Source organism: Streptomyces sp. MI02-7b (assembly GCF_033793585.1).
Taxonomy (GTDB): domain Bacteria; phylum Actinomycetota; class Actinomycetes; order Streptomycetales; family Streptomycetaceae; genus Actinacidiphila.
Window position 1 is genome coordinate 1 of record NZ_JARAWX010000051.1, and the last position, 25358, is coordinate 25358.

A 25358-nucleotide genomic window follows, 5' to 3' on the forward strand; every position below is an offset into this window, starting at 1 on the left:
TGCTTTTGCGTTCCGGCCTTTCGGCTTTCCCGCACTCCGACTTTAGCAGATGCTTTCCGTCGGATTTACCACCGGATTACGAGCACACACGTTTCCGCGCTCTCTCGTCCCGGGGGTTGTCCCAACCTAGTGGACCCGCCCGGTCGGAGCAAATCCGCTGCCCAGAGGTGTGGCCGCTCCTGAAGGGGTGGCAGACTAAGTGGTCTGGACCACTTGGGAGGCTTCACTATGACGACTGTTTCGGCGCCCCTGAACGGGCGCGTCATCGGACTGGCCGCGGTGCCGGACCCCGTGTTCTCCGGCGCGATGGTCGGCCCCGGTACAGCGGTCGACCCCGTGCGCGAGCCGTCGACGGCGCTGTCCCCCATCGACGGGGTCGTGGTCTCCCTGCACGCGCACGCGTTCGTCGTCGTCGACAGCGAGGGCCACGGGGTGCTGACGCACCTGGGCATCGACACGGTGCAGCTGGGCGGCGAGGGCTTCGAGGTGCTCGTCTCCAAGGGCGACACCGTGCTGCGCGGCCAGGAGATGGTGCGCTGGAACCCGGCCGCCGTCGAGGCCGCCGGCAAGTCCCCGGTGTGCCCCGTGGTGGCACTGGAGGCGACGGCCGACGCGCTGTCCGGTCTGCTCGAGGACGGCGACGTGGTCGCCGGGGCCACCCTCTTCTCCTGGACGTAGCCTTTTCGGCAGGGCCACTTCCGACGCAGGTACACGACGCAGTTACAGGGAACGCGGTCGCGTGCGTCCGCGACAACCGGAGACGGGTGAGATGGAGACAACGCTGCGAGGCGTCGGTGTCAGCCACGGTGTGGCGATCGGCGAGGTACGGCACATGGGCACCGCGGTGCTGGAGCCCCCGGCCAAGCAGATTCCGGCCGAGGAGGCGCCGCGGGAGCAGGCGCGGGCGCGGCAGGCCGTGGAAGCGGTCGCCAACGACCTGGTGGCGCGCGGCAATCTGGCCGGCGGCGAGGCGCAGGCGGTGCTGGAGGCCCAGGCGCTGATGGCGCAGGACCCCGAGCTGATGGCCGATGTGGAGCGGCGCATCGCGGTGGGGAGTTCGGCGGAGCGCGCCGTGTACGACGCCTTCGCCTCGTACCGGGCGCTGCTGGCGAACGCGGGCGAGTACCTGGCCGGCCGGGTCGCGGACCTGGACGACGTGCGGAACCGGATCGTGGCGCGCCTGCTCGGTGTGCCCATGCCGGGTGTGCCGGACAGCGACGAGCCGTACGTGCTGATCGCGCGGGACCTGGCCCCGGCGGACACGGCGCTGCTGGACCCGTCGCTGGTGCTGGGGTTCGTGACCGAGGAGGGCGGCCCGACCAGTCACAGCGCGATCCTGGCCCGGGCCCTCGGTGTGCCCGCGGTCGTGGCGCTGCAGGGCGCGACCGAGCTGACCGAGGGCACGGTCATCGCCGTGGACGGCAGCACCGGCGACATCTTCGTCGAGCCGAGCAAGGACCGGCGGGCCGAGCTGGCGAAGGCTGCGGCGGAGCGCAGGGCCGCGCTCGCGGCGTCGTCGGGGCCGGGTGCGACCTCTGACGGCCACAAGGTGCCGTTGCTGGCGAACGTCGGTGGACCGGCCGACGTCCCGGCCGCGGTCGCGGCGGGTGCCGAGGGCGTGGGTCTGTTCCGTACCGAATTCCTGTTCCTGGACGATTCCAAGCAGGCTCCTTCCGAGGAGAAGCAGGTCGAGGCGTACCGGCAGGTGCTGGAAGCCTTTCCCGAGGGCCGGGTCGTGGTGCGGGTGCTGGACGCGGGCGCGGACAAGCCGCTGGACTTCCTGACTCCGGCGGACGAGCCGAACCCGGCGCTGGGCGTGCGGGGTCTGCGCACGCTGCTGGCGCACCCGGAGGTCCTGCGGACGCAGCTTCGCGCGCTCGCCACGGCGGCCGAGGGTCTGCCGGTGTACCTGGAGGTCATGGCGCCGATGGTGGCGGACCGCATCGACGCCAAGGCGTTCGCGGACGCGTGCCGGGAAGCCGGGCTGCGGGCGAAGTTCGGGGCGATGGTGGAGATCCCGTCGGCGGCGCTGCGGGCGCGGTCGATCCTGCAGGAGGTCGAGTTCCTTTCGCTGGGGACCAATGACCTGGCGCAGTACACCTTCGCGGCGGACCGCCAGGTCGGGTCGGTCTCGCGGCTGCAGGACCCGTGGCAGCCGGCGCTGCTGGACCTGGTCGCGGCGGCCGCCGAGGCGGCCCGCGCGGAGGGCAAGAGCTGTGGTGTGTGCGGTGAGGCGGCCTCCGATCCCCTGCTGGCCTGCGTGCTGACGGGTCTGGGCGTGACGAGCCTGTCGATGGGCGCGGCGTCGCTGCCGTACGTGCGGGCGACGCTGGCGAAGTACACGCTGGCGCAGTGCGAGCGTGCCGCCGCGGCGGCGCGGGCGACGGACACGGCCGACGAGGCCCGCCGGGCGGCGCAGGCGGTGCTGTCCGGCGAGTGAGGTGAAGCCGCTTTCCCCGAGGGGCGTCCCGCCGGTGTGCGGGGCGCCCCTCGGCGCGCCGGCGCCGCCGTGCGGTCAGTCCTCCGGGGGCGGGAGCGGGAAGCCCGGGCGGTGGACGACGCCGGGCTCGGGCGGGACGGGCTCGCCGGTCTCGGCGTCCGTGCAGTAGGCGTTGAAGACCTCGGCCTCGCTGAGCGGGCTGAGCCAGCCGTCGCGCAGTGTCCAGCCGCGGACCTCGTCGGGGGGTCCGGCTCCGGGGCCGCCCCGTCCCGAGGAGGGGGCGGTACTGCGCACGACGAGGCCTCCTGGGCTGTCCGTCGCCAGTCCGGCGGCGAGGACGGTGCAGCAGACGAGGGCCTCGGCCTCGGCGAGGTGGACCATCCCGTGGTCGTCGCAGCGGGCGTGCATCGCCGCGAGGAGGGTCGTGTCCTCGGTGGGGACGCTGCACACCACGTGGTGGCTGCCGGGACCCGCGGCGTCGAGAAGACGGGTCAGTGCCTGGGAGGCCCGCTCGAAGGAGGTGCGGGCGAGGTCGTCGCCGCAGCACGCGCAGTCCCCGGCGCGCGCGAGGATGTCGCCGGCGAGCTCCCAGGTCGCCTGGCGGGTCGTCTCGTACTCGATCTGTGTGACGAGGTGTTCCAGCGCCTGGCCGGTGTAGGGGACGGTGGGTCCCGAAGCCGTGAGGTCCGCCGCGTAGCGTGCCCGGGCGCGTGAGGTGTCGGGGTCGTTGCCGGTGTCCGCGCAGTACCGGGCGTACTCCTCCGGGTCGAAGACCCCGACGCGGACGTGGATGCCGCGGGAGGTCAGGGAGCGCAGCAGCCCCTCCGTACGGCGCAGGTAGTCGGTGTGGTCGTGGAACCGGAAGCTGCGGTAGCCGCGCATGACGTCGAAGTCCGCGGCCGCAGTAAGGAGCGCGACGGTGGTCGGGGCCTCGCGGCGCAGGGCGCGCCGCCCGGTCCTGCCGGTGCGCCGGGCCGCCCTGTTCGGGTTCTCGGCCCGGTTCGTGGCGCGGTTCGTGGCCCGGTTCGTGGTGTGTGTCATGACTCCCCCTGGGTACGGCGATCAATGCTCACTCACCGTAACCGGAGCCACTGACAGTGACGGTCCGTCGGCGGGGGCCGCCCGCCGGCGGGCGGCCCCCGGCCGCTCAGCCGCGGGTGCGGGCCAGTTCCTCGTAGAAGGCCAGGAGGCCGATGTCGTCGACGGAGCCGGGGTTGACGGCCTTGGCGAGCGGGGTGCCCTGGAGGAGCTTCTTGACGGGGACCTCGATGCGCTTGCCGGTGAGGGTGTGCGGGATGCCGGGGACCGGGATGATCTCGTCCGGCACGTGCCGGGGTGAGAGCTGCTCGCGGATGGTGCGCTTGACCTTGTCGCGCAGGGCGTCGTCCAGTTCGGCGCCGTCGGCGAGCTGCACGAACAGCGGCATCCAGTAGCCGCCGTCGGGCTGTTCGACGCCGATGACGAGCGACTCGCGGATCTCCGGGAGCCGTTCGACGGCCTCGTAGATGTCGGCGGAGCCCATGCGGACGCCCTGTCGGTTGAGCGTGGAGTCGGAACGGCCGTGGATGATCACCGTGCCGCGCGAGGTGAGGGTGATCCAGTCGCCGTGCCGCCAGACGCCCGGGAACATCTCGAAGTAACTGTCGCGGTACCGGGCGCCGTCCGGGTCGTTCCAGAAGTGGATCGGCATGGACGGCATGGGGTTGGTGACGATCAGCTCTCCGACCTCGTCGGTGACGGGCTTGCCGTACGCGTCCCAGGCCTGCAGATCGGTGCCGAGGCAGGGTGCCTGGAGCTCGCCGATGTACACCGGGAGGGTCGGCACGCCTCCCGCGAAGCAGCTGCAGACGTCGGTGCCGCCGCTGACGGAGGCGATCCAGAGGTCCTCCTTGACCTCGTCGTGGATCCAGCGGAAACCGTCCGGCGGGAGCGGGGAGCCCGTGGTGGCCACGCACTTGACGGCCGACAGGTCGTGGTCGCGGCCGGGGTGCACCCCGGCCTTGCGGCAGGCGATGACATAGGCGGCGGAGGTGCCGAAGACGGTGGTGCCGGTGCGTTCGGCGACGCCCCACTGGGCGCCGGTGTCGGGGAAGCCGGGGCTGCCGTCGTACAGGACGATGGTGGAGCCCGCGAGCAGGCCGCCCACGAGGAAGTTCCACATCATCCAGCCGGTGGAGGTGTACCAGAAGAAGCGGTCCTGCGGCCCGAGGTCCATGTGGAGCCCGGTCTGCTTCAGGTGCTCCAGCAGGATGCCGCCCTGGGACTGGACGATGGCCTTGGGCAGGCCGGTGGTGCCGGAGGAGTACAGCACCCACAGCGCGTGGTCGAACGGGACCTGCTCGTAGACCGGTTCGCGGTCGCCGGAGACCAGGGCGTCCCACTCCAGCGTGCCCTCGGGCGCGGCGGTGCCCAGCAGCGGGATGTGCACGACGGCGCGCAGCGAGGGCAGTTCGTCGCGCAGCTCGGCGACGACGGCGGTGCGATCGTGCTCCTTGCCGCCGTAGCGGTAGCCGTCGACGGTGAACAGGACGACGGGTTCGACCTGCTGGAAGCGGTCCAGGACACTGCGGGCACCGAAGTCCGGGGCGCAGGAGGTCCACACGCCGCCGACCGCCGCGGTGGCAAGCAGCGCGACGACCGCCTGCGGGATGTTCGGGAGGTAGCCGCTGACCCGGTCGCCGGGGCGGACGCCGAGGGCGCGCAGTTCGTGGGCGAGGGAGGCGACCTGGCGGCGCAGTTCGCCCCAGCTCGTCGCGCCGATGTCGTGGCGCTCGTCGAGGTGGAGCAGCGCGGGCGCGTCGGCGCGTGCCGGGTCCCCGGCCGGACGCAGCGCGTGCTCGGCGTAGTTGAGGGTGGCGCCGGGGAACCAGCGCGCTCCCGGCATCGAGGCGTCGGCGAGCACCGTTTCGTACGGGGTGGCGAAGCGCACGTCGAACCACTCCACGACGGCCCGCCAGAAGGCCTCCGGCTCGCGCACCGACCAGCCGTGGAGCGCGGCGTAGCCGGCGACGGGGTCGGCGAGGTCCGCGGCGGGCGCGCCGTGCCGGCCCGCGGCCCAGGTCTGGAAGCGGGTCACCTGGGCGCCGGCGACGCGGTCGGGGCCGGGCCGCCACAGCGGCCGCGCGGTCTCCGCGGGGGTGGCGGGCTCGGACGTGGTGCTCATGGGGCGGCTCCCGGACGGTACGCGGCGCTGCGTCGTGTGCGGTCGGACCGCGGCGGGCGGAATGTCCCGGCGCGCGGATGGGCAGGACGATGCCACGTGATCGTCTTCGGCGCCAGGGCCCACCCCACACATTCGGGGGTGTCACCATGTGCCCGGACCCCGGTGAACAGGGGGCCTGCGGGCGGCGGGGCGTGGCGGGAACGGTGAAAGGGTGGGGTCGATGGATGCTCGGGACCTGGCACGGCAGGTGCGCGCGGTCGGATCGGCGAACGGGCTGCGGTCGGTGCGCGCCGCGTGGCGCCGGCAGCGGACGGACGCGCGGGACCTGCCGCGGAGGGGACCCGAGCGGGCGCGGGTGCCGGGGGCGGCCGAGGGCGCGGACCCGCTGCCGGGCGGCGGCCTGGTCCGGTTCGCCCGGTCGAGCCTGCGGGTGCGGGTCGCAGCGGGCGGCGCGGTCTTCTGCGGCTGGGACGGGGCGGAGCCGGAGCCGTCCTACGCGCTGGCGGGGAGCTGCCCGGACGCGGACGTCCGGGCGGTGATGGAGCCGGACAAGGACGGCTGGCGGGTGGTGTCGGAGCGGGTCACCGTGATGGTGTCGCGGCACGGCGCGGTGGAGTTCCGCACGCCCGGGGGGCTGCTGCTGCGCAAGGACCTGCCGCCGCGCTGGTGGGACCCGCTCGGCTCCCGGGACGGCGCGGAGCCCCGCTGGGTGCAGCGTTCGGAGACGGCGGCGGACGCGGCGGTGTTCGGGCTCGGCGGACGCGCGTCGGGGCCGCGGCTGGGCGAGGGTTCGTACCGGCTGTGGAACACCGACCCGGACGGGACCTTCGAACCGGAGACCGATCCGCTGTACATCACGATGCCGGTGCAACTGGTGGTGGCGGACGCGGGCAGCCACCTGGTCTTCCACGACAACACCTGGGACGGCCGGGTGACGCTGCGCGCCGGAGAGGAGGGCGCGGGCTCGGGGCACGACCGTCCCGGTGGCTGCGAAGTGCGGGTGGACGGCGGTCCGCTGCGCTACTGGGTGATCCCCGGCACGCCGGCGCGCATCCTGACCGCGTGGACGGCCCTGACCGGACGCCCCGCGCTGCCGCCGCGCTGGGCACTGGGGTACCAGCACTCGCGGTGGGGCTTCGGCTCCGCGGCGGAGGTGCGCCGGGTGGCCGCCGGTTACCGGGAGCGCGGGCTGCCGCTGTCGGCGATCCACCTGGACATCGACCACTACGAGGGCCACCGGGTCTTCACCGTGGACCGCGAGCGCTTCCCCGATCTGCCGGGGCTGGCAGAGGAGTTGCGGACCGGGGGTGTGCGCCTGGTGTCCATCGTGGACCCGGCAGTCAAGGAGGAACCCGGGAACCCCGTCCACGACAGCGGGGCGGCCGCGGACGCCTTCGTGCGGGACGCCCACGGCGGGACCGTCCGCGGTGTGGTGTGGCCGGGGGACGCGGTGTTCCCGGACTTCACCGACCCGCGCGTGCGCAAGTGGTGGGGCGGGCTGTACGCGGAGCGCCTGGCGCAGGGCTTCGCCGGGGTGTGGCACGACATGAACGAGCCGGTGTCCTTCGCGGCGTTCGGCGACGCGACGCTCCCCCGCTCGGCCCGGCACGCCCTGGAGGGCCGCGGTGGCGACCACCGCGAGGCGCACAACGTCTACGGCCTCTGCATGGCGCGGGCCGGGTACGAGGGCCTGCGTGAACTGCACCCCGACAACAGGCCGTTCCTCTTCTCCCGCTCGGGCTGGGCGGGCATGCAGCGCTACGGCGGCACGTGGTCCGGCGACGTCTCGACGGGCTGGCCGGGACTGCGGGCGTCGTTGTCTCTGGTGCTGGGCCTGGGGCTGTGCGGGGTGCCCTACTCGGGGCCGGACGTCGGCGGGTTCACCGGCAGTCCGTCGCCCGAGCTGTATCTGCGCTGGTTCCAGATGGCCGCGTACTTCCCGTTCTTCCGTACGCACTCGGCGATCACCGCGGGCCGCCGCGAGCCGTGGGAGTTCGGGCCGCGGGTGCTGGAGGGCGCGCGGGCCGCGCTGCGCGAGCGGGAGCGGCTGATGCCGTACCTGTACACGCTGGCGCACGGGGCGCGGCAGTCGGGCGCCCCTTATGTGCGGCCGGTGTGGTGGGGCGACCCGGAGGACCGCAAACTGCGCGCGTGCGGCGACGCGTTCCTGCTCGGCGACGCCCTGCTGGTGGCCCCGGTGATGGAGCAGGGCGCGACGGAGCGGGCGGTGCGGCTGCCGCGCGGCCTGTGGTACGACACGGCGACCGGGGAGGCGTACCAGGGGCCGGGGCAGGTGTTGCTGCCCGCGCCGCAGGAGCGCATCCCGGTGCTGGCCCGGGCGGGGTCGGTGGTGCCGGTGGCGGGGGACGACGGTTCGGTGGTCCTGGAGGCGTGGCTGCCCGCGGCCGGGCGTACGGGCGGCGGCCTGCTGGTCACCGACTCCGGCGACGGCTGGGCGGAGCCGCGTACGGAGCGCTTCACGTCCCGGCTCGCGGACGGCACGGTGGTCGTGACCCGGGACGGGCACGACGAGGTGGGCCACGCCGTGCGGGTGCGGGGCGCGGCCGCTCAGTAGCGGCCGTCGAACCAGTTCCGCACGGCCTGCGTGTGCAGCGGGAAGGCCAGTTCGGCGGGGGCGGTGAGGATCTGCCGGGAGTCGGTCTCGTCGGTGGGGACGTCGGGCGGCAGCTCCTCCTCGGCCCGCTCGGGCAGCAGGCCGAAGAGCAGTACGTGGCCGGTGTCGCCGCTGAGGGCGTCGGCGAGCCGGACGTCGGAGACGGCGGCCTCGATGCCGGTCTCCTCGTCGAGTTCGCGGACCACGGCCTGCTGCCAGGTCTCGCCGTGGTCGACGAATCCGCCGGGGAGGCCGAGCATGCCGCGCGCCGGCTCGATGGTGCGGCGGACCACGACCAGCCCGGTCGTGCCGTCCGTCCGCACGGGCAGCAGCGCGATCGCGACCGGCAGCGGGTTGCGGTAGGTGACGTTCCCGCAGTCGGGGCAGGCCCGCGGCCACCCGGCGCCGGGGCCGAACTCCGCACCGCAATAGGAGCAGTGGCTGTCCTTCTGACGACTGGTCACCCGCGGACTGTATCCGACGGCGGCGGCGCCGCCGGGTGTCGGGTGCCGATCCCTGTCCGTCGCGGCGGGTGACAGGGCAGACTGGCGTCCGTGACACCCGAATCCCTGCGAAAAGGCGCCAATCTCCCGGTGCCCGTGCCCGCCGTGCGGGCCGTGCTGGACTGGTCGCCGGGCCCCGGCGTGCCGGACGTCGACGCCTCGGCGCTGCTGCTGACCGCCGACGGGCGGGTGCGTTCCGACGGCGACCTGGTCTTCTACAACCAGCCGGTGCACGGCTCCGAGGCCGTACGGCACGTCGGGAAGCAGGCCGGTCCCGCACAGGCGACGGACGCGCTCGACGTGGACCTCGCCCGGGTGGAGCCGGCCGTCGAGCGGATCGTGCTCTGCGCCTCCGCGGACGGCGGGACCTTCGGGCAGGTGCCCGGGCTCCGGCTGCGGCTGCTGGACGCCCGCAACGGGGCGGAGATCGCGCGCTTCGACATGCGGGCGGAGACGGAGACGGCGTTCGTCGGCGGGGAGCTGTACCGCCGGGGCGGCGTCTGGAAGTTCCGGGCGGTGGGTCAGGGCTACGCGTCCGGCCTCGCCGGCCTGGCCACCGACTTCGGCATCACCGTCGACGCGCCGCCGCCCCCGGTCCCGGCGCCTCCCCTGGCCCCACCGCCGCCTCCCCCGTACCCGGGGACGGTACCCGCGCCCGCGCCGTTCCCGGCGGCCGCCGCTCCTCCCCCGCCGCCGGTCACACGGCTCACCAAGGGCGAGGAGCATCTGCCGCCCGACATGCGCAAACGCCTGAGCCTGCGCAAGGAGCAGGTGGCCGTCAGCCTGCGCAAGCACGGCGCGGCGGACGTCGTGGCCCGGGTGGTCCTCGTGCTCGACGCGTCGGGGTCGATGAGCGGGCTGTACGCGCGGGGCGTCGTCGCCGGTGTGGTGGAGCGCATGGCGGCGGTCGCGGCGCAGATGGACGACGACGGCGAGATGCAGGCGTGGACCTTCGCCTCCTACCCGGCGCGCCTGCCGGACCTGCGCCTGGCGGAGCTGCCGGAGTGGCTGCGGCTGCACGTGCGGGTCGGCGAGCTCAGCCTGTTCGGCCGTCCCAAGAAGCCGCGTCACGGAATGCAGCCCGGCCAGGTCGACATGCGGCTCGTCGGCATCCAGAACGAGGAGCAGAAGGTCATCGCGGAGGTCCGGGCGTTCGTCCGGGCGAACCCGGCGCCCGTGCCGACGCTCGTGCTGTTCTTCTCCGACGGCGGCGTCTACCGCAACGCGCAGATCGAACAGCAGCTGCGGGAGGCGGTGGAGGAGCCGCTGTTCTGGCAGTTCGTCGGTCTGGGCCGGGCCAACTTCGGTGTGCTGGAGCGGTTCGACACCCTGCCCGGCCGGCGCGTGGACAACGTGGGCTTTTTCGCCGTGGACGACATCGCGACCGTGCCGGACGCCGAGCTCTACGACCGGATCCTCTCCGAGTTCCCCTCCTGGCTGACCGCCGCGCGCCGGGCGGGCATCCTGCGCTGAACCTCCCGCTTGTCGGCCGCGGTCGGCCCGTACGACTCGAGGGCGACGGGGGCACCCAGCGCGTCGCCGACGGCCCGTGACCAGGCGGCCGCGTCGGCGCCCGGGGTGTCCCAGCGTGCGGGCCGGGCGGTCGTCAGGCGGGCGGTGAGGGCGGCCTGACCGCTCAGGTCACCGGGGCGGGAGACGGGCAGCCGGCTCTGCCCGGTGTCGTAGCCGCGGACGAGACGGAGCGCGGGGCAGCGGGCGGGGGCGTCGAGGTGGGTGAGCGCGAGGGCGTCCACGCCGCCGCAGACTTCGGCGGCGTAGGCGTGCGCCACGGCGTCGAAGTGGCCGACGCGGAAGTCCCCCTGCCAGGCGCCCGTACCGTTGTGGGGTTCGGGCAGCAGCGGGGCGAGCCCCGGGTCCTCGGTCATGTGGGGGCCGGGGCCGTGCCGCGTGGTGTACGCGCGGACGACTCCGAGGCGCCGGGCGGTACATGACCGATCCGACTCGGCGAGCAGCGCCTCGGCGTTGGCGAAGGTGGTCGTCGACCACGTGGTGTAGGGGTGGAAGCCGTGCCACTCGTCGAGCAGCACCCCCTGGGCGCCCTCGAACACCACGGGTCCGGTGCGCAGGACGCGGGCCAGGTGCGTGCCGTCGGTGAGGGTCACGGCACGGGCGAACGCGGTGAAGGCGTCGGCGCAGTGCTCCGGCGGCGGGGCGGGCAGGGCGCGCCCGAGCTCGTCGGCCAGGCGGTCGTGCAGGAGGCGCAGCTTGCGCAGCAGCCGGGGGCGGGAGACGCAGTCGCCGGCAGTCGGCGCGTCCTCCGGGTGCGCGAGGGCGTAGGCCGCGGTCTCCCCGATCCCCATGCCGCACGAGCCGTGCCGCGCCGCACCGCGCGCCCGCTCGCGCAGGCGGTTGGCTGCGGCGTGGTACGGCGTGGTCAGGCGGGCCTCGCGGTCGACGGTCAGCAGGGCGTACGGCGCCGGGACGCCGAGCGCGGTCAGATGGTCCGCCTCGGCGGCGAGCGCGAGCGGGTCGACGAGCATGAAGCGCGACAGGTGCGTGGGGACGCCGTGCAGGGTGCCGGAACCGAACTGGGCGAAGGTGTGGTGGCGTCCGTCGGCGGTGACGACGTTGTGGGCCGCCTGGGCGCCGCCGTTGAAGCGGACCACGGCGTGGACCGGCCCGGTGGCGCAGAGCCGGTCCACGACGGTGCCCTTGCCGGCGTCGCCGTAGCCGAGGTCGACGACGATGGTGTGCACGGTTCCGGGTCCCTCCGGTGGGATGGGTGCGGCGGCGCGGGGCACCGCCCTTACAGGCGCGTCGTGCCCGTCGAGCCGTCCCCGCCGTGCGTGTCGTGCGTGTCGTCGAGCAGAGGCGTGTCCGTCACCGCCACGGCCGAGCGGTCGCGGTCGAGGGCGGCGAGGGCCCTGCCGACGGTGGCGGTCGCCGCGGAGCCGACGTCGGCGAGGTCGTCCAGGCCCTCGGCGAGGTCGATGGCCTCCTCGCCGAGGCCGATGGTGAGGGCGATGGTCTCGCAGACGGCGTCGAGGTCGTCCAGCTCGATGACGTTCTGGCCGAGCAGCTTGCGCCAGGTGCCGAGGACTTCGGCGTTGCCGACGTAGGAGGAGCCCGCCGGCAGGATGTAGTAGACGTCGAACTTCTGCCGGAGCTCGGCGACGATGCGGGTGACCGGGACGTCCTCGGGGAGGTCGTCGCCGAGGACGTCCTGCACCTCGCGGGCCTTGACCTTGCCGTAGGGCAGCTCGTCACCGATCAGGAACAGGTAGCCCCGGCGGCCGCGCTTCTCGTGGCAGTCGAGGGAGGTGTGGCGGGCCATGGCGTAGAGGGCGAGCTCGTAGGACTCGGTCATCTGACCGCCGCCCCCGCCCTCCAGCAGGATGTTGCCGAGGTCGTCGTCCATGCGGTTGTCCGACTCGAACTGGCCGAGCTGGAGCGGGACCCGGTCGCAGGTGGCGTCGCCGACGGCGCCGAACAGGATCTGCGGGTGCTCGGTGTAGCCCTTGCGCAGCAGCAGGCCGAACAACTCGGGGAGCTTGGTCTGCAGCACCTGCGGGACGGTCCGCATGGAGCCGGTGACGTCGAACAGGACGGCGATGGCGAGCGAGGTGGGGTGCTCGTCGGAGTCGCGGCTTTCGCGGACGCCCAGGTCCTTCGGGTCGAGCGAGGGGTGCGCGGCCCAGGAACCGCGCGGCGCGGACGAGGTGACGCGGTCGCTGTAGGCGAAGGCGCCGGTGCCGGAGGCGGCGCGGTAGCGCGCGGCGGCGTCGTAGACGTTGGTGGACCAGCTTCCGCTGCCCATGGTGTTTCCCCCTTGGTGCGTCAGGTGTGGGTACGGGTGCCCGGCATGGTGAACGGACGGAAGGCGCGCGGGCCGTACAGGCGTTCCAGTGCCTCGTCGAGCTCCGCGAGCAGCCGCCACGCGTCGTGCGGACGGCGTGCCTCGGCGGGCAGCGTGCAACCGCGCAGGAAGGCGCGCAGCGGCTTGGGCGCGCGGTCCCCGATCAGTTGCTCCACACACCGTGAGGCGAGGTGGATGTCGGTGGCCTCGGTGGCGGGACGCCGGCCGGTGACCTCGGGCGGGTAGAGGGCGCGATGCCGCTCGACCAGGGCGGGCACGGTCGTGCCGCGTTCGGTGGACCAGCACCAGTCGACCAGGACGAGGCCGTGCTTCGCGGGATGGATCAGGACGTGCTCGGGCAGGACGGCGCCGTGGACGATCCCGGCGCGGTGCGCCCAGCCGAGGGCGACCAGCAGACGGCGCCACATCCAGGCGGCATCGCGCGGATCGAGGCCGCCGGGGTGCAGAGCGCGGACCTCGGCGAGGGTGTGGAAGCCGCGAAGCCGCTGGAGGGCGTTGACGCGGCGCTCGGTGCCGTCGGGGCCGCGGTGGCGGAACGACTCGACGAGACGGGGCGCGTAGGCGCGGTGCCGGGCGTCGGCCACGGTGTGCAGCCGGGTGAGGGCGTGGGCCTCGCGCTCCATCAGGTCGTTGTCGGCGGGCCGGCGCGGGATCTTCAGCACGGTGTCCGGGCCCGCGCCGCGCAGCACGGCGAGGTCGCCGGTGGCCAGGACCCGGCCCAGCGGGTAGGTGCCGCGGGCGGTGGTGAGCACGGCGCCGTCGCCGGTGTGCCGCCGCCACTGGTCGGCGAGCCGGACGAAGGCCGCCTCCGCCTCCTCCGCGCGGCCGGCGGGCGCCGTGTCGGGGTGCAGCAGGCGGGCGAGCCGGCGGTAGTGGCGGGCGGCCTCGGCGGCGTCGGAGGGGAACGGACGGCCGAGGGCGGCCAGGGCCTCGTCGAAGGTGCGCGGACGGCGGGCGGTCGTGGGGCGCGGGCTCGTGGGGCGAGCCGTGGCGGTCATCGGACGCTCTCTTCCCGGTCGGGGCGGAGCAGTGCGGGATGCAGCAGGCGGGCGTCGCCCGCGCGGTAGAGGCGGGCCCGAGGACCGCCCCTGGAACCGCCGCGCGTGGCGGTGGCGCCGGTGGACTCGACGAACCCGGGGACGGAGAGGATCTTGCGGTGGAAGTTCCCGGCGTGCAGGCTCCGGCCCCATACCGCCTCGTAGACGGAGCGGAGTTCGGTGACGGTGAACTCCTCGCCCAGGAAGGCGGTGGCCAACGGGCTGTACTCGATCTTGGAGCGGGCGCGTTCGAGCCCGTCGGCGAGGATCGTGCCGTGGTCGAAGGCGAGCGCCGTGCCGGCGGTGGACGGGACGGGCTCCGCGGACCGGCGGCCGGGACCACCCCCGTGGATCCCGGCCGGCCGGTCCTGCTCCATGGGACGCGGCGGGACCGCGTCAGGGTTCCCCTCCAGGGCGAGGGACGCCACCGGGACCCACTCGGCCGCGGCCGCGTCGCTGCCGGCGCGCGCCTCGGGGAGGTCCGGGGCGAAGGCGAGGTAGGCCACCGACACCACGTGCATGCGCGGGTCGCGGGCGGGCGCGCCGTAGGAGCCGAGCTGTTCGAGGTGGACGCGGCCGAGGCCGTGCTCCTCGTCCAGCCCGGTCTCCTCGGCGAGTTCACGGGCCGCCGCCCGGTCCAGGGATTCCCGGCCGGCCCGCACGAAGCCGCCGGGCAGCGCCCAGGCGCCCTCGAAGGGCTGCGCGCCGCGCCGCACCAGCAGGACGTGCAGCGCCCCCTGACGCAGCGTCAGTGCGACGACGTCGACGGTCACGGCGATGGGGTCGAAGGCGCGCGGGTCGTAGGCGGCGAGGAAGTCGTCCTCGCCCTGCCGGTCTGCCATCCCCCGCCACCTCTCGGCCAGTTGTTCTCAGTTCGAGTATTTCTCGTTTCGAGAAGAACTTAGCAGCCGTCACTGACACCGTCCACCCGTTTTCGCCACGGACACCGCGCGACCGGGCGCATGACGCACCGCCAGGCCGGCGCCGGGTCGCGCGACGTCCGGGAAGGCCGCGGCCCGGGAGGGAACCCACGAACGCGCACGGCCTGCCGCACCCGCGGGAGCCGAGGGGCGGATTCCGGTCAATCCCCGAGCAGGGCCCACCGCCCCCGGGGAGGCGGCGGCCGCCCGCGCGTCCACCCGGCCGCGCGGGCTGACCTGGAGGTTGCGCGGCCGGGCGGGACACGGCGGGCCGCCGGTGCCCGCGTGGGGGTGACGGCGCGCCGGGCCGGTTCGGGCACGGCTCGTCGGTGGTCGTAATCAGGTGATCTGTCCGATAGCTTGACGCTTCATCACCCCAGGACAACACTGCCGGGTGGCGCGGAAGCCGGGCGGGAGGCGGGACCCTCCGCACCCGTGTCTCCGTGCGATTCCCTGGCCGGCGCATGCCCGACACGTGCGCCCGCAGAAGGAGCCGCCATGTATTCCAACGGACACGTCTTCGTCGGCGAGATCATCGGAACGGCGATCCTGATCCTCTTCGGCGCCGGGGTGGTCGCGGGCGTACTGCTCCACCACTCGAAGGCGAGGGCGTCGGGCTGGATCGTCATCTCCTTCGGCTGGGGACTCGCCGTCCTGGCGGGCGCCTACACCGCGGGACCGCTGTCCGGCGGCCAGCTCAACCCCGCCGTGACCTTCGGGGTCGCCATCAGCTCGGGCAAGTGGGCCCAGGTGCCGTACTACCTGGCCGGGCAGATCATCGGCGCGATGATCGGCGCCGTCCTGTGCTGGCTCGTCTACTACGGGCAGTTCCGGGCCAACGACGAAGAGGAGGCCCGGCAGCCCACCCTGGCGGTGTTCTCGACCATCCCCGAGATCCGCGTCTGGTGGCAGAACCTCCTCACCGAGGCCATCGCCACCATGGGTCTCGTCCTGCCGATCCTGGCCTTCGGGCTGAGCAAGGGCCTGGGCGAGACCGGCACCGGCACCCTCATCGTGGCCCTCCTCGTCACCGGCATCGGCCTGTCGCTCGGCGGGCCCACCGGCTACGCCATCAATCCCGCGCGTGACCTCGGCCCGCGCATCGTCCACTCCGTCCTGCCCATCCCGTTCAAGGGCACCTCGGACTGGACGTACGCGTGGATCCCGGTGGCCGGCCCGCTGATCGGCGGCGCCCTGTCAGGTCTCATCTACAACGCAGCGTTCAAGTGAGGCGGTCATGACCGAAACGTCCGACCAGGCCACGCGATACGTGGCCGCCATCGACCAGGGCACGACCTCCAGCCGGTGCATCGTCTTCGACTCCCGCGGGGCGATCGTGGCGCTCGACCAGCGCGAGCACCGCCAGATCTTCCCCAAGCCGGGCTGGGTGGAGCACGACGCGACCGAGATCTGGTCCAAGGTCCAGGCGGTGGTGGCCGGCGCGCTCGCCAAGGCACGGCTGCGCCCCGACCAGCTCAGCGCCCTCGGCATCACCAACCAGCGCGAGACGACCGTCCTGTGGGACCGCGCCACCGGCCGCCCGGTGCACAACGCGATCGTGTGGCAGGACACCCGGACGGCCGCGCTGTGCGCGCGGCTCGGCGGCAGCGACGGCCAGGACCGCTTCCGCGAGTCCACCGGCCTGCCGCTGGCCAGCTACTTCTCCGGGCCCAAGGCCGCCTGGCTGCTGGACAACGTGCCGGGGCTGCGGCGCCGGGCGGAGAACGGCGAGATCGCCTTCGGCACCATCGACTCCTGGCTGATCTGGAACCTCACCGGCGGCACCGAGGGCGGCGTGCACGTCACGGACGTCACCAACGCCAGCCGGACCATGCTGATGAACCTGGAGACGCTGCAGTGGGACCCGGCGATCCTGGCCGCGATGAACGTCCCTGAGGCGGTCCTGCCGGAGATCCGTTCCTCCTCCGAGGTGTACGGCACGGCGGTCGGCCCGCTCGCCGGGGTACCGGTCGCCTCCGCGCTCGGCGACCAGCAGGCGGCGGTCTTCGGCCAGGCCTGCTACGAGACGGGCGACGCCAAGAACACCTACGGCACGGGCAGCTTCCTGCTGCTCAACACCGGTGAACGCCCGGTGCCCTCCAAGAACGGGCTGCTCACCACAATGGGCTACCGGCTGGGCGGGGAGGCGCCGGTCTACTGCCTGGAGGGGTCCATCGCCATCACCGGCGCCCTCGTCCAGTGGTTCCGCGACAGCCTCGGCATCATCAGGTCCGCCGACGAGATCGAGCCCCTGGCCGCGAGCGTCACCGACAACGGCGGCGCCTACATCGTGCCCGCCTTCTCCGGCCTCTACGCGCCCTACTGGCGCTCCGACGCGCGCGGCGTGATCACCGGCCTCACCCGGTACGTCACCAAGGCGCACCTGGCGAGGGCCGTGCTGGAGGCGACGAGCTGGCAGACGCGCGAGGTCGTGGACGCGATGTACCAGGACTCGGGGGTGCAGCTGACCACCCTCAAGGTGGACGGCGGCATGACGGCCAACGACCTGCTGATGCAGCACCAGGCCGACGTCCTGGGCGTCCCGGTGGTCCGGCCGCGGATCTCGGAGACCACGGCGCTGGGCGCGGCCTACGCGGCGGGGCTCGCCACGGGCGTGTGGGACGACCTGGACACGCTCAAGGCGCACTGGCAGCAGGACGCGGAGTGGCGGCCGCGGATGGACGGGAAGACCCGTGAGGAGGGGTACCGCCGCTGGAAGAAGGCAGTCGAGCGCAGCTTCGGCTGGGAGGACGACACGACCGGTGACGCCGCGGCCACGGGCGTCGCGGACGACGACGACCGCGACGACGACGTGCCCGTGCCGGCCGTCTGACCCGGCCCGCGCGGCTCAGTTGGCGGCGGCCGCCCGCCGGACGCCCGCCAGCTGGGCCGCGTGCTCGACGACGGTGATGAGCACCTTCTTCGCCGAGGCGCGGTCCCGCGCGTCGCACATCACCAGCGGCACCTCGGGGTCGAGGTCGAGCGCGTCGCGGACGGTGGCGGCCTCGTGCTGCTCGGCTCCGTCGAAGCAGTTCACGGCGACGGCGAAGGGGATGCCGCGCCGCTCGAAGTAGTCGACCGCGGAGAAGCAGTCCTCCAGACGCCGGGTGTCGGCCAGCACGACCGCGCCGAGAGCCCCCTGCGCCAGCTCGTCCCACAGGAACCAGAAGCGGTCCTGGCCGGGGGTGCCGAACAGGTAGAGGACCAGGTCCTCGCGGAGGGTGATCCGGCCGAAGTCCATCGCCACGGTGGTGGTGCGCTTGGTCTCGACGCCGGCGAGGTCGTCCACCGGACGGCCCGCCTCGCTCAGCGTCTCCTCGGTGCGCAGCGGCCGGATCTCGCTGACCGCGCCGACGAGCGTGGTCTTGCCGACGCCGAAGCCGCCCGCCACCAGGATCTTGAGGGTGACCGGCTCGACGACGGAAGGACGGCGGTCAGAGCGCCCGAAGACCATCGATCACTCCTGGAATTGTCGGACGGTCGGCTCACGGCACGGGAACCCTACTACGATCCGACCATCCAACTCGCCACGGCCCCCGGGCCGTTGCGGAGCCAGTTCCGCGGGTCGTGCCGCTCCGGCCCCGGCGGGGACCGTCACAATGCGCGCAGGCCGTCGATGACCTCGCGCAGCAGCCCCTCGTCGGGCAGCTCGGCCGGCGGCACCGGACGGGTCACATGGACGAGCCCCGCTTCCAGTACGTCGCCGACGAGCACCCGGACGACACCGACCGGCAGATCGAGGTCGGCCGCGAGTTCCGCGACCGACATCGGCTGCTCCCGGCACCGTTCCACGATGTCGACGTGCTCGGGCGACAGCGTGCGGTCGGTGTCCTCCTCCGCGTCGCCGGAACGGGACTCGCTGATCACCAGGGCGATCAGGTCGAGCCGGCCCTCGGCGGCATGGCTGGTACGCCCACGCGTCATGGCGTAGGGACGCACCACGGGTCCGGCGTCGTCGTCGTACCAGCGGTCCGCTTCGGAACTCATGGCGCGCCCGTCACACCACCCGCGCGTCGTCGTCGCGCGGCGCGGTGGCCAGGTGCACGCCGACCCGCTTCACCAGCAGCGCCATCTCGTAGGCGACCTGGCCGACGTCGGAGTCGGCGTCGGCCAGGACCGCCAGGCAGCTCCCGTCCCCGGCCGCGGTGACGAAGAGGAAGGCCTCGTCGAGCTCCACGAGGGTCTGCCGGACCTGGCCGGCCTCGAAGTGCCGGCCGACGCCCTTGGCGAGGCTGTGGAAGCCGGAGGCTACGGCCGCGAGGTGCTCGGCGTCCTCGCGCGACAGCCCCTCGGACGCGCCCGTGGCCAGGCCGTCGCCGGACAGCACGAGGGCCTTGCGGATGCTGGCGACGCGGCCGACCAGCTCGTCGAGGAGCCAGCTCAGCTCGCGGGTCGGGCTCGATGGTGCGGTCATGGACCGTTCCCCTCCGTGGTGGTTCTGGTTGCGCTGTCTTCCCCCGGCTCGGCCGGGGGGACCCCCGTGCGGGCGGGACCGGGGGCGTCTGGTTCGTCGAGGTGGTCCGCCCGGCCGCGTTCCCAGCCGCGCTGGAGGGACGCCATGCGGTCGCGCACCTCCTCGGGGGTCCGCTCGCGGCCCCCGCCGTCACCGGGGGAGCCCGCGGCGGGCGTACGCGTCTCCGTGGTCCCGTCGGTGCGCAGTTGGGGGGCGAGGCTGGCCTGCCGCACCCGGCGCGGGAGTCCGCCGGAGGCGGACGCTTCGGAAGCCTCGCGCGCCTCGGACGCGGCGGGCGCCTCGGCGGCGGGGGTGCGGCGCTCCCCGGTGCCCGCGGCGACCGGCCGGCCGTTCTCGGCGACCAGCACCGGGGTGCGGCGGCGACGGGGCAGGGCGCCCGGCACGGCCGGTTCCGGCGCGGCCGGGGTCGCCGGCCGGAGCGTGGACGGCCGCGCGGCCTCGGGATCCGGGTCGTGCCTGCGGTGCTCGCGCAGCTCCTCGTCCGGCTCCGGGTTCAGGCCCCAGGTGCGGAAGCCGTGCTCGGTCGCCGCGGCCAGGCGGGCGGCGTCGAGGTCGTCGCGTCCGTCGAGGTCGCCGGGTTCGCCGTCCCCGGCACCGACGCCGGTACCGGCGTCGGCGCTCTCGGTCAGCAGCGCCGTGGGGACGAGCACGACCGCCGTCGTGCCGCCGTACGGCGACTGGCGCAGCGAGACGCGCACGCCCTGGCGCCTGGCCAGCCGGCTGACCACGAAGAGGCCGAGCCGGTCGGTGTCGGAGAGCTCGAACTCGGGGGTCTCGGCGAGCCGGAGATTGGCCTCCAGCATGGCGTCGGGGGTGAGCCCGAGGCCGCGGTCGTCGATCTCGAGGATGAAGCCGTTGGCGACGGCCTCGCCGTGCACCTGGACGTGGGTGTGCGGGGGCGAGAACACCGTGGCGTTCTCGATGAGTTCGGCGATCAGGTGGGTGAGGTCGGCGACGGCCTGGCCGGTGACGGCGAGCCGGGGCAGCCGGCGCACCTCGACCCGCTCGTAGTCCTCGACCTCGGCGACGGCCGCGCGCACCACGTCCATCAGCTGGACCGGCTTGCGCCACTGCCGCGACGGCACCGCGCCGGAGAGGATGACCAGGCCCTCGGCGTGCCGGCGCATGCGGGTGGTCATGTGGTCCAGGCGGAAGAGGTCCGCCAGTTCCTGGGTGTCCTCGGTGCGCCGCTCCATGGCGTCCAGCAGCGTCAGTTGCCGGTGCAGCAGGACCTGGCTGCGGCGGGCCAGGTTGACGAAGACCTCGGAGACGCCGCGGCGCATCTCGGACTGGCGCACGGCGGCCTCGACGGCGGCCCGCTGAAGGGTGTTGACGGCCTTGCCGACCTGGCCGACCTCGTCGTCGGAGTAGTCCAGGCGCGGGGCCTCGGTCTCGACGTCCACCTCCTCGCCGGCGGCCAGGCGGCGCATGACGCGCGGCAGTCGTACACCGGAGACCTCCTGGGCCTCCTTGCGGAGCCGGGACAGGTCGCGGATGAGGCCCCGGCCGATGCGGATGGAGACGATGACGGAGGCGATCACCGCGACGAGGCCGAGCCCGCCGGCGATGGCGGCACTGGCCAGCAACCGCATGGCGATGGGTTCCGCGCTCTTCTTGTAGAGGTCGCCGGCCTCGGTGCCGGTGCGGTCCAGGTCGCCCAGCGCGGTGGTCGCCGTGCCCTGCCACGAGGCACGGTCCGCGGCCCGGGGCGCGCCCCCGGCGCCGGCGGCGATCACGGCGTCCTCGGCGGCGCGCAGGGCGCGTCCGGCCCGGCCGTCCCAGTAGGCCCGGTAGACGGCGCTCTCGGCCTCCGTCAGCAGGCCGAGGTTGTCGGCGAAGTAGGCGCGCTGCTGGGCCACGGCGAAGGTGAACGAGCGCATCTCCAGCGGGCTCATGCGGCCGGCCGTGATGGCGGCGGCCATGAGCGCGTCCTCCTGGCTCACCGCCTCGCGGGCCCGGGCGAGCTGGATCAGGGCCCGGCCCTGCTTGTCGATCGCCGCGTTGTTCAGCGGGTTGAGGGTGTCGAGGAAGTCGTAGCAGGGGCGGAACAGTGCGCTGTAGGCGGCGAAGGCCTCGTTGCGGCTCACGGTGCGCCTGACGACCTTGTCGCGCAGCGCGTCGACGGAACCGAACCCGCCGACGACCAGATCGAGACGGCGGCGCGCGTCCTCGGTGAGCGGGGCCCGGTTGCCGGGGGACGCCGCGTTGGAGCGCAGTCGGGCGAGCAGGTCGTCGGTCCGGCGTTCCCTGCTCAGCAGCGCGGCGCGGGCGTCGGACCGGCGAGGATCGGCCAAGTACACCAAAGACGCCCGGCGTTCCTGCTGGAGCGCCTGGACGGTGTCCTCGACGGGGTAGCGGAGTTCGTTGACCGTGCGCTCCACGCCGAACAGGCCCCACACCTGACGGCCCGTCAAGGTAGCGGCAAAAGCCCAGATGGCCGTGAGGGACACCAGCGGAATGAGCAGCAGTGCCACGATCTTCCGCCGGATCGTCGTACCGCGAAAGCGCATGGCCTCCCCAACGTCGGACCCGGTCACGGGACGTCCTGTTCCGGCAATAAACGGCGCGAGCCTACTACTGCAACCTGCCCCGTCCGAAAGCCCACCTTCCTCCCTTGTCCCGGGAAGACCCGATTCGTACGCATGAACGGTGGCCATCACTGGCCGAAATGCAGCGCACAGGGAACCACGGGCACCCGTTGTTCGTGATCCGGGCGGGAGGGGCACTCCGGAATGCGCGGGGGCATTCATCGGCGGAAACCGGGCAGCCACTCTGGAGTCGGACATCGGGGGTCCGGCACCGCACCACCCGGATCCCGCGAGGGAGCAGATGTCATGGACGACCTTGTCGAGGACGCATTGGATCGCGACATTCCGGCGCGGCGGAAGCGGCGCTCGCTGTGGGCCGAGGAGCCGGTCGGACGCCCGCGCATGCCCGACCCGGTCCGCAACTCGGCGGTGCGGGCCGTGCTCATCGTGTCCTTCAGCCTCATCGCGGCGGTGATCGCGACGCTGGGAGCGGCCGGGAACTCCTGGATCGCCGCGCCCGCGACGCTCGCCGCCATCGTCAGCACCGTGGTGGCGACGTGGGCCGTGCTGGACGTGTGGGTCACCCGCCAGGTGTGGAACCAGCGCAACGGCGTGATCTCCAGCCCCAGCAGCGCCGCCCGCGCGCTGCGCCGCGAACGGCGGCGGGAGCGGCGCCGGGCGCGTCGCGGGGCACGCGGTGCGGGCGGCCCCCGGAGCCTCTCCGGGCACGGCGCGCGAGCGGCCTCCTAGGCCCTGTAGGCCCTGCCGCCACGCCGGCTCCCCAGCCGCCCCCTGGCAGGTGCCCCCCGAACGACTCCCCCGGGCCGCGGGCCGGGGGGAGTGCCGGAGCCCGGTGGAGCGCGGCGGGCCCGGTCAGCCGCCCTGGGCGGCGGGCTGCTCCGCCGGGCGGCGGAACATCCGGGTCGCGGTGATCTCGCCGTGCACCGGCTCGGACTCCGGGTCCTGCTGCGGCAGTCCGGGCCGCAAGTGCTCCTCGACGCTGATGTACTTCAGCCCCGCCCGCAGGTCGGCGTCATTGCGCAGTCGCACCACCAGCGGGAACTCGGCGAGGGCGGTCGTGTCGAACAGGCCCGTGGTGTAGATCAGCTGCACGCCCAGCGCGTCGGAGACGGCGCGCTGCAACTCCAGCAGGTACGTGGCGTTGGCGCGGCCGATGGGATTGTCCAGGAAGAGCGTGCCGGCGTGCCGGTGCCGGTCGCGGCCGCGGTCATTGCTCCGCAGCGCCGCCATGGTGCAGTAGAGCGCGATGGCGGCGGTGAGCAGCTGGCCGCCGGAGAAGACGTCGCCCATCTGCCCGACGGGCACGCGCTCGGCGCGCAGCACCGCGTCCGGCTTGAGGATCTCCACCGCCACGCCCTTGGGCTCCAGCGCCGCGGCCACCGCGCGCAGCAGCAGGGACATCCCGTCCCTCCGCAGATCGGAGTTCTTGCGGACGGCGGCGCGGGTGGCCTCGTCGATCACCGCGCCGAGCCGCTCGCCGAGTACGGCGTGGTCGGGGTCCTCGAAGCGGATGCGCAGGAACTCCTGCCCCGACCACTCCCCCAGCCCCTCGGGCAGCCGGGAGAGCCGCTGCGCCGAGCGCAGGGTCGCCAGCGAGGACTCCACCAGCCCGCGCAGCCGGTCCACGATGCTGTCGCGGTTGCGCTCCAACTGCTCCAGCTCGTCGGTGAGGACGCGCAGCCGCGGCTCGAACGCCAGGTGCCACGCCGCGGCGTGCTCCGGCAGCGCCGAGGCCGGCAGTTCCCTGATCTGCTGCCGGGCGGGGGTCCTGACCTGTTCGTAGCGGGCGGCGTTGGCGTGCCGGACGAGGACGTCGCCCGCCTCGCGCAGCTGCGACTCGGCGCCCGACAGGTCGGCGGCGCAGCCGCGCAGGCTGCGGCGGGCCTCGGCGGCGGCCGTCCTGGCCTCGTCCAGGGAGCCGGGGTGCGGTTCGGGCTCGTCCTCCTCCTCGTCGGCCTGGCGGTCGCCGTCCCGGAGCAGGTCGCGCAGGAGCGCGGCGAGTTCGTCGAAGCCCCCCGCCGCGTCCTCGGCGCCGCGGTGCGCGCGGACGAGGTCGCCGTGGGCGGCGCGGGCCACGTCGAGTGCGTCCGTGCGGGCGGCGAGCTCGACGTTCGCGCCGCGCAGCAGTTCCTGGGCGTGCTCGGCGTCGCGGGGCACCAGTTCCTCGGGCAGCCCGGTGTGCGCCTGGCCGTCCGCGGGGGCGTGCCGCTCGGCCTCGCCGCGCAGCCGGCCCAGGTGTTCGATGGCGGTGGCGGCACGCGAGTCCAGGGTGGCCACGAGCTGTTCGGCACGCGCGGCGGCGGCCTGCCGGGACGGGCCGTCGGCGCCGTCCGGTCCCTCCAGCAACTGGGCCGCACGTGTACGGACCTTGTTGGTCAGGCGTTCCAGCTCGGTGAGGGCCGACTGCTCGCTGCTCTCGGCCCGTGCCTGCTCCGCGCGCAGGTCGGCGCCGACGCCGACCTTCTCGTACAGCTGTGAGGCCGCCCGGTACGCCTCGCGCAGCGCGGGCAGCGCGCCAGCGGGGCCCTCGCCGTCCCCCGCGGCGTCGGGGGCCGCCTCGTCGGGGGCGCCGGTGATCTCGGCCCGCTCGGCGCGCAGGACGCGGGCGGTCCGGCGGGCGTCGTCCGCGGCGCGCTGGGCGGCGCGGCGGTCCTCGTCCGCGGCACGGGCCAGCTGGAGGCAGGCCTCGGCGCGGGTCTCCGCCTCGGCCGCGTCCTCGGCCAGTTCGCGGGTCCTGCGCTGCCAGGTGGCGCGTTCGCGCAGCCGGAACGCGAGGCCGGCCAGGGCGTCGGCGGTCCGGCGGGACTGCTGCGCAGCCTCCTGCCGCTCGTCGCGCAGCCGGGTCGCCTCGGCGGCGGCCTCGTCGGCCTCCACGCGCCGGCCGCGGGCCTCGGTGAGCTCGTCGCGGGCGGTGCGGGCGGTGTCCCGGGCGGTCTCGACCACTTCGGCGAGCTCGCCGAGCCGGCCCGGCGGGCAGCCGTCGCGCCACGACGAGAGCCGGGCGGCGAGTGTGCGGTCCTCGGCCAGCCGGGCGGCGAGGCCCCGGATGTCCTCCTCGCGGGCGCCGGCACGGGCGCGCAGCGCCTGGCGCTCGCCGTCGGCGGCCAGCTCGTCGTGCATGGCCGGGTTCGGCGGCACGAGGAAGACCTCCGGCTCCGGACCTGCCGGGGCCGGGGGCGCCAGCAGCGCCGAGGAGGTGCCGACCGCCACCGTGGACCGCGGCAGCAGCGCCGCCTGCGCGAGCACCTCGCGGGCCCGTGCGTGGGTGCCGGGGTCCGTGACGACGACGCCGTCCACCAGCTCCGGCCGGGCGGCCAGCACCGCGGCGTGGTCCGCGGGGTCGACGGCCTGCGCGAGGTACCGCCAGCCCGGGAGCGCGGGGATGCCGTGCTCGCCCAGGTACTCCACGGTGGCCAGCACGTCCGGGCCGGGCGGCAGGAGACCGCCGTCGCCGAGGGCGGCCAGGATGCGCGCGTCGTCGGCGGCGGCGGTGCGCAGGTCGAACAGCTGGCGTTCGGCGGACGCGACGGCGCCCTCCAGCATCTCCCGCAACGGCTCGGCGAAGCCGTCGAGTTCGGCGGCGCTCAGCGGGCCGTCGGCGGGGTCGCGGGGAGCGGTGTCCTGCGGGGCGGCACGGCGTGCGCCCGTGGCCTGCGGGGGAATGGCCACGCCCGGTTCAGCGGCGGCACGGCCGGCGTCCGGGGCCGCGGCCGGCGGCAGGCTGAGCAGTTCCGCGAGCCGCGGCTCCGCGGCCAGGGCGTCGGCGACCCGGGTCTCGGCGGCGTGCGCCGTCTCGGCCGCCGCGAGGGCGTCCGCGGCC

At 74.4% G+C, this 25358-nt stretch carries 18 protein-coding genes and 1 pseudogene; 7 read left to right on the forward strand and 12 right to left on the reverse strand.

Annotated elements, in window-relative coordinates:
• Positions 1–228: 228 nt before the first annotated feature.
• Both PV364_RS40095 and ptsP read left to right on the forward strand, forming a co-directional pair.
• Positions 229–678 carry a PTS glucose transporter subunit IIA gene (locus tag PV364_RS40095; protein WP_319665883.1) on the forward strand — a complete coding sequence of 150 codons (450 nt, stop codon included), beginning with the start codon at positions 229–231 and terminating at the stop codon, positions 676–678.
• 91 nt (positions 679–769) lie between these two features.
• Positions 770–2440, forward strand: coding sequence for a phosphoenolpyruvate--protein phosphotransferase (gene ptsP, locus PV364_RS40100; RefSeq protein ID WP_319665884.1), 1671 nt, complete (start codon positions 770–772; stop codon positions 2438–2440).
• Between the two features lie 75 nt (positions 2441–2515).
• Here the strand turns inward: ptsP and PV364_RS40105 are convergent, their stop codons facing one another.
• Both PV364_RS40105 and PV364_RS40110 read right to left on the reverse strand, forming a co-directional pair.
• Positions 2516–3481 (reverse strand): hypothetical protein, encoded by a 966-nt coding sequence (locus tag PV364_RS40105; RefSeq protein WP_319665885.1) that lies wholly within the window; start codon positions 3479–3481, stop codon positions 2516–2518.
• A gap of 106 nt (positions 3482–3587) precedes the next feature.
• Positions 3588–5603, reverse strand: coding sequence for an acetoacetate--CoA ligase (locus tag PV364_RS40110; protein WP_319665886.1), 2016 nt, complete (start codon positions 5601–5603; stop codon positions 3588–3590).
• A gap of 220 nt (positions 5604–5823) precedes the next feature.
• Between PV364_RS40110 and PV364_RS40115 the strand changes: the two genes are divergently transcribed.
• Positions 5824–8178, forward strand: a complete 2355-nt coding sequence (locus tag PV364_RS40115; protein WP_319665887.1) for a glycoside hydrolase family 31 protein — start codon at positions 5824–5826, stop codon at positions 8176–8178.
• Here the strand turns inward: PV364_RS40115 and PV364_RS40120 are convergent.
• The gene (locus PV364_RS40120) at positions 8172–8681 is read right to left on the reverse strand and encodes an NUDIX domain-containing protein (RefSeq protein WP_319665888.1); all 510 of its coding nucleotides are present in this window, start codon (positions 8679–8681) and stop codon (positions 8172–8174) included. The two genes, PV364_RS40115 and PV364_RS40120, sit on opposite strands and share 7 nt — an antisense overlap.
• Before the next feature lie 90 nt (positions 8682–8771).
• Here PV364_RS40120 and PV364_RS40125 point away from each other — a divergent pair, with 90 nt between their 5' ends.
• Positions 8772–10193: a VWA domain-containing protein gene (locus tag PV364_RS40125; protein ID WP_319665889.1), complete on the forward strand. Its 1422-nt coding sequence runs from the start codon at positions 8772–8774 to the stop codon at positions 10191–10193.
• On the opposite strand, the gene PV364_RS40130 is transcribed toward PV364_RS40125, so the two are convergent.
• From PV364_RS40130 to PV364_RS40145, 4 genes are read right to left on the reverse strand one after another with little or no spacing between them, the layout of a single operon-like run.
• Positions 10124–11437, reverse strand: a complete 1314-nt coding sequence (locus PV364_RS40130; protein WP_319665890.1) for an adenylosuccinate synthetase — start codon at positions 11435–11437, stop codon at positions 10124–10126. The genes PV364_RS40125 and PV364_RS40130 overlap by 70 nt on opposite strands.
• Before the next feature lie 50 nt (positions 11438–11487).
• On the reverse strand, positions 11488–12498 hold the full coding sequence (locus PV364_RS40135) for a hypothetical protein (RefSeq protein ID WP_319665891.1): 1011 nt from the start codon (positions 12496–12498) through the stop codon (positions 11488–11490).
• 20 nt (positions 12499–12518) lie between these two features.
• A complete protein-coding gene (locus tag PV364_RS40140) occupies positions 12519–13556 on the reverse strand; it encodes a molecular chaperone DnaJ (protein ID WP_319665892.1) in 1038 nt (345 codons plus the stop codon).
• A complete protein-coding gene (locus tag PV364_RS40145; RefSeq protein ID WP_319665893.1) occupies positions 13553–14437 on the reverse strand; it encodes an NUDIX hydrolase in 885 nt (294 codons plus the stop codon). Before PV364_RS40145 ends, PV364_RS40140 begins: the two co-directional genes overlap by 4 nt.
• Before the next feature lie 576 nt (positions 14438–15013).
• On the opposite strand from PV364_RS40145, the gene PV364_RS40150 reads away from it, so the two are divergent.
• Both PV364_RS40150 and glpK read left to right on the forward strand, forming a co-directional pair.
• Positions 15014–15745: an MIP/aquaporin family protein gene (locus PV364_RS40150; RefSeq protein WP_319665894.1), complete on the forward strand. Its 732-nt coding sequence runs from the start codon at positions 15014–15016 to the stop codon at positions 15743–15745.
• Between the two features lie 7 nt (positions 15746–15752).
• Positions 15753–17348, forward strand: a complete 1596-nt coding sequence (glpK, locus tag PV364_RS40155; protein ID WP_319665895.1) for a glycerol kinase GlpK — start codon at positions 15753–15755, stop codon at positions 17346–17348.
• A 15-nt stretch (positions 17349–17363) separates the two neighbouring features.
• Here glpK and PV364_RS40160 read toward each other — a convergent pair whose 3' ends face one another.
• The 4 genes from PV364_RS40160 to PV364_RS40175 form a co-directional block, all read right to left on the reverse strand.
• On the reverse strand, positions 17364–17969 hold the full coding sequence (locus PV364_RS40160) for an ATP/GTP-binding protein (RefSeq protein ID WP_319665896.1): 606 nt from the start codon (positions 17967–17969) through the stop codon (positions 17364–17366).
• 140 nt (positions 17970–18109) lie between these two features.
• Entirely contained in the window at positions 18110–18502 is a 393-nt protein-coding gene (locus PV364_RS40165) for a DUF742 domain-containing protein (RefSeq protein ID WP_319665897.1), read from the reverse strand.
• 10 nt (positions 18503–18512) lie between these two features.
• A complete protein-coding gene (locus PV364_RS40170) occupies positions 18513–18929 on the reverse strand; it encodes a roadblock/LC7 domain-containing protein (protein ID WP_319665898.1) in 417 nt (138 codons plus the stop codon).
• Positions 18926–21499 carry a nitrate- and nitrite sensing domain-containing protein gene (locus PV364_RS40175; RefSeq protein ID WP_415924672.1) on the reverse strand — a complete coding sequence of 858 codons (2574 nt, stop codon included), beginning with the start codon at positions 21497–21499 and terminating at the stop codon, positions 18926–18928. The genes PV364_RS40170 and PV364_RS40175 overlap by 4 nt, the downstream gene beginning before the upstream one ends.
• Before the next feature lie 324 nt (positions 21500–21823).
• Here PV364_RS40175 and PV364_RS40180 point away from each other — a divergent pair, with 324 nt between their 5' ends.
• Positions 21824–22267 (forward strand): hypothetical protein, encoded by a 444-nt coding sequence (locus PV364_RS40180; protein ID WP_319665900.1) that lies wholly within the window; start codon positions 21824–21826, stop codon positions 22265–22267.
• Positions 22268–22390: 123 nt separating this feature from the next.
• Here PV364_RS40180 and PV364_RS40185 read toward each other — a convergent pair.
• A pseudogene (locus PV364_RS40185) lies at positions 22391–25358 on the reverse strand (hypothetical protein); the annotation flags it as partial.

What these genes read in the sequence shown, in the direction of transcription:
- PV364_RS40095 (WP_319665883.1), top strand. Translation starts at nt 229, where the DNA reads ATGACGACTGTTTCGGCGCCCCTGAACGGGCGCGTCATCGGACTGGCC.
- PV364_RS40110 (WP_319665886.1), bottom strand. Translation starts at nt 5,603, where the DNA reads ATGAGCACCACGTCCGAGCCCGCCACCCCCGCGGAGACCGCGCGGCCG.
- PV364_RS40145 (WP_319665893.1), bottom strand. Translation starts at nt 14,437, where the DNA reads ATGGCAGACCGGCAGGGCGAGGACGACTTCCTCGCCGCCTACGACCCG.
- PV364_RS40180 (WP_319665900.1), top strand. Translation starts at nt 21,824, where the DNA reads ATGGACGACCTTGTCGAGGACGCATTGGATCGCGACATTCCGGCGCGG.
- PV364_RS40115 (WP_319665887.1), top strand. Translation starts at nt 5,824, where the DNA reads ATGGATGCTCGGGACCTGGCACGGCAGGTGCGCGCGGTCGGATCGGCG.
- PV364_RS40150 (WP_319665894.1), top strand. Translation starts at nt 15,014, where the DNA reads ATGTATTCCAACGGACACGTCTTCGTCGGCGAGATCATCGGAACGGCG.
- PV364_RS40175 (WP_415924672.1), bottom strand. Translation starts at nt 21,499, where the DNA reads ATGCGCTTTCGCGGTACGACGATCCGGCGGAAGATCGTGGCACTGCTG.
- glpK (WP_319665895.1), top strand. Translation starts at nt 15,753, where the DNA reads ATGACCGAAACGTCCGACCAGGCCACGCGATACGTGGCCGCCATCGAC.
- PV364_RS40140 (WP_319665892.1), bottom strand. Translation starts at nt 13,556, where the DNA reads ATGACCGCCACGGCTCGCCCCACGAGCCCGCGCCCCACGACCGCCCGC.
- PV364_RS40165 (WP_319665897.1), bottom strand. Translation starts at nt 18,502, where the DNA reads ATGAGTTCCGAAGCGGACCGCTGGTACGACGACGACGCCGGACCCGTG.
- PV364_RS40105 (WP_319665885.1), bottom strand. Translation starts at nt 3,481, where the DNA reads ATGACACACACCACGAACCGGGCCACGAACCGCGCCACGAACCGGGCC.
- PV364_RS40170 (WP_319665898.1), bottom strand. Translation starts at nt 18,929, where the DNA reads ATGACCGCACCATCGAGCCCGACCCGCGAGCTGAGCTGGCTCCTCGAC.
- PV364_RS40135 (WP_319665891.1), bottom strand. Translation starts at nt 12,498, where the DNA reads ATGGGCAGCGGAAGCTGGTCCACCAACGTCTACGACGCCGCCGCGCGC.
- ptsP (WP_319665884.1), top strand. Translation starts at nt 770, where the DNA reads ATGGAGACAACGCTGCGAGGCGTCGGTGTCAGCCACGGTGTGGCGATC.
- PV364_RS40160 (WP_319665896.1), bottom strand. Translation starts at nt 17,969, where the DNA reads ATGGTCTTCGGGCGCTCTGACCGCCGTCCTTCCGTCGTCGAGCCGGTC.